The organism is Alcanivorax sp. HI0083 (assembly GCF_001635175.1).
Map to the genome: position 1 here is coordinate 1 of NZ_LWFX01001201.1, position 5,250 is coordinate 5,250.

At 50.3% G+C, this 5,250-nt stretch carries 6 protein-coding genes; 1 reads left to right on the forward strand and 5 read right to left on the reverse strand.

The genetic code is table 11. The features are described from left to right. Positions 1-441: 441 nt before the first annotated feature. The 3 genes from A3754_RS17400 to A3754_RS17410 form a co-directional block, all read right to left on the reverse strand. Positions 442-1,359 carry an IS4 family transposase gene (locus A3754_RS17400; protein WP_255363142.1) on the reverse strand — a complete coding sequence of 306 codons (918 nt, stop codon included), beginning with the start codon at positions 1,357-1,359 and terminating at the stop codon, positions 442-444. A 32-nt stretch (positions 1,360-1,391) separates the two neighbouring features. Then, positions 1,392-2,240 carry a transposase gene (locus A3754_RS17405; RefSeq protein ID WP_231880675.1) on the reverse strand — a complete coding sequence of 283 codons (849 nt, stop codon included), beginning with the start codon at positions 2,238-2,240 and terminating at the stop codon, positions 1,392-1,394. Between the two features lie 142 nt (positions 2,241-2,382). After that, complete coding sequence (locus tag A3754_RS17410; protein WP_063520715.1) at positions 2,383-2,928, reverse strand: hypothetical protein; 546 nt, start codon at positions 2,926-2,928, stop codon at positions 2,383-2,385. 322 nt (positions 2,929-3,250) lie between these two features. On the opposite strand from A3754_RS17410, the gene A3754_RS17415 reads away from it, so the two are divergent. Next, positions 3,251-3,652 (forward strand): MAPEG family protein, encoded by a 402-nt coding sequence (locus A3754_RS17415; protein ID WP_063520716.1) that lies wholly within the window; start codon positions 3,251-3,253, stop codon positions 3,650-3,652. A 229-nt stretch (positions 3,653-3,881) separates the two neighbouring features. Here A3754_RS17415 and A3754_RS17420 read toward each other — a convergent pair whose 3' ends face one another. Together A3754_RS17420 and A3754_RS17425 are read right to left on the reverse strand one after the other, a co-directional pair. Next, complete coding sequence (locus A3754_RS17420) at positions 3,882-4,748, reverse strand: ankyrin repeat domain-containing protein (protein ID WP_063520717.1); 867 nt, start codon at positions 4,746-4,748, stop codon at positions 3,882-3,884. Between the two features lie 82 nt (positions 4,749-4,830). Beyond that, on the reverse strand, positions 4,831-5,250 hold a 420-nt coding region (locus tag A3754_RS17425; RefSeq protein WP_231880676.1), incomplete at its 5' end, for a hypothetical protein.

Below are 5,250 nucleotides of genomic sequence, written 5' to 3' on the forward strand. Positions count from 1 at the left end.
CCGGTATACTCAAGGCATCCGAGCGCTGGACCCACCCGGTGCAGAACTGGAATCTGACGCTGTCACAGATGGCCATCCACTTCCCCGAGCGCCTGGACAAATACATCAGCCTGTGAGGCTGCTGGCTGTGACACAGAGTTTTGAACACCCTCTGGCGTCGGTCTAGAACACGAGAGAACACGAGGGCCAGGTCTTGCCCCGCGAGGACGAACAACAGGACACCCATCAATTAGCAAATCTCTCACGCGCCTGATGGCCATTATCTGATGGCTGCCTGTCTATAAGGACAGTATGGTTTAAGTCATGGATCAGCATGGAGGCGACCATGACACGAGCGCGTTATCAGCAGATTTCCCTTGAGGAAACGCCGTATTACCACTGTATTTGCCGTTGTGTGCGAATGGAAGATCCGGGGTCAGACCTGAATGGCACTTACTTAAGTCAAAGTCTTTCCTGTTGCTGACCTGACCGGTTCCACTCCCGTTGTTTCGGAGGATGACCATTCTTTCGTATGTCGGCTTGTGCCTCATGCCTGGGTCGCGTCAGCAGTGGCGTGGGCTTTGACCGTCTTTTCACCGCTCTCGGCTCAACTCTTCCCGGACGGTTGCCCACGCATCGCAGTGCAATAAGCACCAAGAGTTCCACTAAATCTGCTTGCGAATAACCCGATGCCAGACGGCAACTCCATGCATTCCAAATCTGTAATGCATGCTTGAAGCTCAATGCTCGCGGGAGCACATCCGATAACGCTGCGGATTGCGCCATGAGAATGCGTATCAGGTTATACGCCAGCAGATATACCCACATCTCTTTCTCGGCCATCTCCGGTGTTTTGCACGTCAACGTTTCCATGCCCAAGGTGGTTTTGATATTCCGAATATCCAACTCCACATGCCAGCGGCTTCGATACAAGGCTTTCAGTGCTTCCCGTGGAACTTGCGTTGCATCATTCAGGGTAGTAATCAGGACTTTGCTCTCTAGCGCGACCTCCCGTATGACAATTTCAGCGGGGAGATTTCTGAAGTGTTCCGCAGACATCCAGCCTGGGCGCTGTACTGGCTTTTTGATTCGGATCAGATGATCTTTGCTCCCCAGATGCTTTCCTCGACGAAAATCTGTTGTCCGTTTCCTGCCGCCGTTTTGCTGGAAAACCACATCAATACCACGTTCAAGACATTCCGCCAGAACGTAGTAGCTGCCATACAGCGCATCACCCAGCAGAATATCGCCCTGTTCAAGGTCGGACAGCAAGGTGCGGAACAAGGCATGCTCACTGCCACCTTTGCCCTTATAGGGCCCCATCGCCGCGTTAATAACCATGCCGCTGGAGAGACAAGTGATTCCAACAATCCGGCTAATGGGAAAGCCTAAACCAGGTCACGGAACCGGGGTCAGGTCTTGCCCCGTGCCCCTCGAACTATCCGACTCACTCGCGAATAGTGCAAACCGAAGTAATCCCCTATCTCTCGCATACTGTAGCCCCCGCTTTCATGGGCGGCACGTATGGCGCTGTCTCTGTCACGATGTGAAGCTGCAATAACACCAAGCGGGCGCGCGACTTGACGACGCTGGGTTGAAGGCACCTCGGAAAGAGTGGCCTTGCTGTCCAGTTTGGCCACCATCTGGGCCACAAAGTCTTCACTGCCGAGATAGACCTGATTCTTAAGGGATTCCCAGGGATCGGGCTGGTCCTTTCCCTGTCTAACAAACTCCCTGTACGCCTTTATGGCTTCATCTCGGGTGCCTGAAAAAGCAGCGAGAATCCAATCTGCACTCACACCTTCAGGAAGCGCCTGAAGGCCTGCCGTTCCTCGATAACTGCTCCAGGGCCATTCTTGCGCCGTATGCACCATACGCGCCCTTACCGGGTTCAAGACGATGTATCTGGCCAATTCGAGCAGGTAGCTCTGTTTCTCCACGAGAACAGCCGAATATCGCCCCTGGAAAACGTGGCCACAACGGCCATGTTTGCGATTGAAATACTGTGAATAGCAGCCGTTAAGCTGGCGCATCCCCCTGCCCAGATTGCCCTCCGGGGTTTCCAGCAGGAGGTGGTAGTGATTACCCATCAAACAGTAGGCATGGCACAGCCAGTTTGCTTCACAGCATACCGTTGAGAGCTTCTCCAGGAAGGCGGACCTGTCCCCCTGTTCCTCGTAGATCATTTCCCGGCGATTCCCTCTCGCCGTCACATGATAAAGCGCACCGGCAAACTCAAGCCTCAGCGGTCTTGCCATCATTCATCTCCAACATCCCTGTCAGAGAAAAATACCGCTTCAACTGAAGCTTTAATGTCAGCTTGAGCTGAACTTCACGTCGTACCTTGACGCACGGGACAAGACCTGACCCCAGGTTTGCTTCTCACCTTCTTGCAACAGCGCCCTATTTGGGCAATCGCTCTACAAGTAGCATCGCGCAGCGTTTCATTTCTCTTTGTTCTGAATCGGCATCTCCACTTTGAGTCAAAGTGTCAGCCATTCTTTTTAAGTTATTAAAGAAGTTTTTGTGACTGTATTTTACTGAATCGGCATTCAAGGGGTCGCCGTAGTCAACGGCAACAACTTCGCCGCCTTTTATTATTTCAGAATTAAAACGGCAAACCGCGGAGGAGAAAACGCTGCCCTTTTTTATACCAGACATGCGCCTTTCCCACTCGACTGATACCCTTAGCGTATAATTTTCGCCGTCCACCCCTCTTTCATCGATGCTATCTTTTAGATATCCATAGAAATCTGACTTAAGCTCAGCTTCTCCAGGATAACTCTCTCCCACATCCGGACCAGACAATGAAAAATCACCTTCTTCAATCTTGTAACTCATCGCCTCTTTTTTTTCATTACCCGGCGTTGCTTCATAGGGCTCAAAGCCTGATTTTGATGCGCAAGCTGAAAGAAAAAGAAAAATAAACACAACAAATACCGCTTTCATAGTTTTTCATCACCTCTTGAATATAAATCTCAACCATAAAAAAACATCGGCAACATTAGTCGACAAGCCATCTCGAAAGAAGGAACACGCACGCATTATCCCAGGAAATATAAAGACTTAGCCCAACCCCAGACTTGCATCCCATCTAGTGGAGAAGAAGGGGACATGCGCACATTCAGCCCAGTTGCGACGGCGCAAACCGAATGCGACACGCTATACGGTGAGCAAAAACAGGCCCCCTACCCGGTCGAATCTCGGACTTCACACTATCTTGCCGCGCCCCTCACCACGCTGGTTTTTTTTGCGATGGAAGGGCCGCCCCATGACTGGAATGACCGCACTACTGATTTATATCCTCTGGACGCTGATTCTGGCGCTCAGTTACGCCACCTACCGGCTGCCGCTGGCACTCACGGGCAAGAAAGCCGCCAACCACTGGGAGCGTGGTGAGCCGGTGGATGATCCGGCGATTCTGGTGCGCGCCAAGGCCGCCCACCTGAACTGCCTGGAGAACCTGCCGCTGTTTGCGGCGCTGGTGCTGGTCGCCGCCGCTACGGGGCAGAGCGAGACCGTCAACGCGGTGGCAGGCTTTGTCGTTGCGGCTCGTATCGGGCAAAGCCTGGTGCATCTTGTCGGCACCAGTTTCCCGCTGGTGTTCATCCGCGCCAGTCTGTTCCTGGCTCAGGTGGCACTGATGCTGTATCTGGCTTTTGCGCTGCTGTAGCAAAGTGATGACGGCATGAGAACGAGGAAACCGGGAGCAGGTCTGCTCCCGGTTTTTTTACCGCTTCAGATACCGCTCCAGTTAACCCTCCAACAACCCCGCAAGCAGCGTATCAATTTCCGCTTTCAGTTCTTCGGCGATTAGGGGACACCCATAAATATATACATTCCTCAGGGTGTACCACCGGGCGACGCTGCCCCCAGCTTGGCCACATCTCGACCGGCTCAAGCTAAGCGTACATATCAAGCAGCTCGTTCATTCTCCGGGTTAGATCTTCACCCCATGACTGAGACTTCAATATGCTTCTGGCTGTTCTCTTTTGATTGCTTTTAATGTTTTGATCAGCGCCTGCATCCAATAGAATTTTTGCAGTATCGTATGACCCTCTGGCCCTTGGCCAAAAGTTCCCATTTGGGGCCGGTTGTCCAAATGCCCACATCAAAGGAGTAACACCAGATGCATTCTGAAAGTTCGGATCTGCCCCCGCCTCAAGAAGCTTTCTGACAATAGGTGTAAACCTGGAAATAACTGCATTATAAAGTCCAGCTTGAGGGCTGTACCCTAAAGAAAGAAAATAATCTATTTTTTTATAAAAGCCGGAAAAATCTTCCTTTTCAGGATCTTCTTGCTCTGTCGTTCTAGGCATGAAGCTTGATATAGGGCACCGCTTAACATAAGAGGCATCAACCTTAAATTCCTCAACAAACATTTTGAACAGTTCAAAGTTTTTAAAAATCCCAGCTCTATCTAAGCAAGAAAAGCCAAATTCATCTCGTTTTTGCAGATCTGCACCATGGGTAATCATGAACCTTAACCACTCATACAGATCATCATAAGACAAGCCATTCATTTGTGATTGGTAGTTAATTATTCCAAACCAAATTGTACTGTAATCACAAGTGTCGAGACTTTTGTTCAGGTACACCCCCTCTTCTATCAGCTGTCGAAGTCGGCTATCGTCATAATCCATCTTTTCAATTGATAATAGAGTGTATGGATTCTCTTCATCCTCACCCTGACTATAATTTAATGGGACATAAAGACTTTGAAGGTAAGCCTCGATCTCAGCTTGCCTTTTTCTTATTCCTGGTTTCATAGCTTAATCCCCCAATATGAATCTTTATATTTTCGAAGGAACCGATATCTGGAACCGGGGTCAGGTCTGAATGGCATTTTTATTATCCGCACCGTTCTTCGCGCAAATCCTGAATCTCTTCAAGAGAAAAATCCACGGAGGCTCCACCATTCAGCGACACCGACCAAACCTCGGAATTTCCATCCATGGTGATTACGGCGCTATTGCCTGATTCATCTTGCAGCTCAACCTGACCACTTTTGATGGCTCGCCTGAGGCTCAAAAAACTTGTATCAGAAGGGTCATCCTCAATAACCAGATCCGAAAGCGTTGCCGCTGTGATCAACCCCTCTGGACATGACTCGCGATGAGGAATCACCCTTTTTACCCCATAAACCCCTGAGAAGCTTTCAATCCTTGATTCCGGGAAAGGGAGACCTGCATTGGGCGTGACAGCAAGAGCAAAACGCTCATCCATGTTTTTCCCCAACTGAGAATAGAAAGCCACCACTTCCCCTGTATC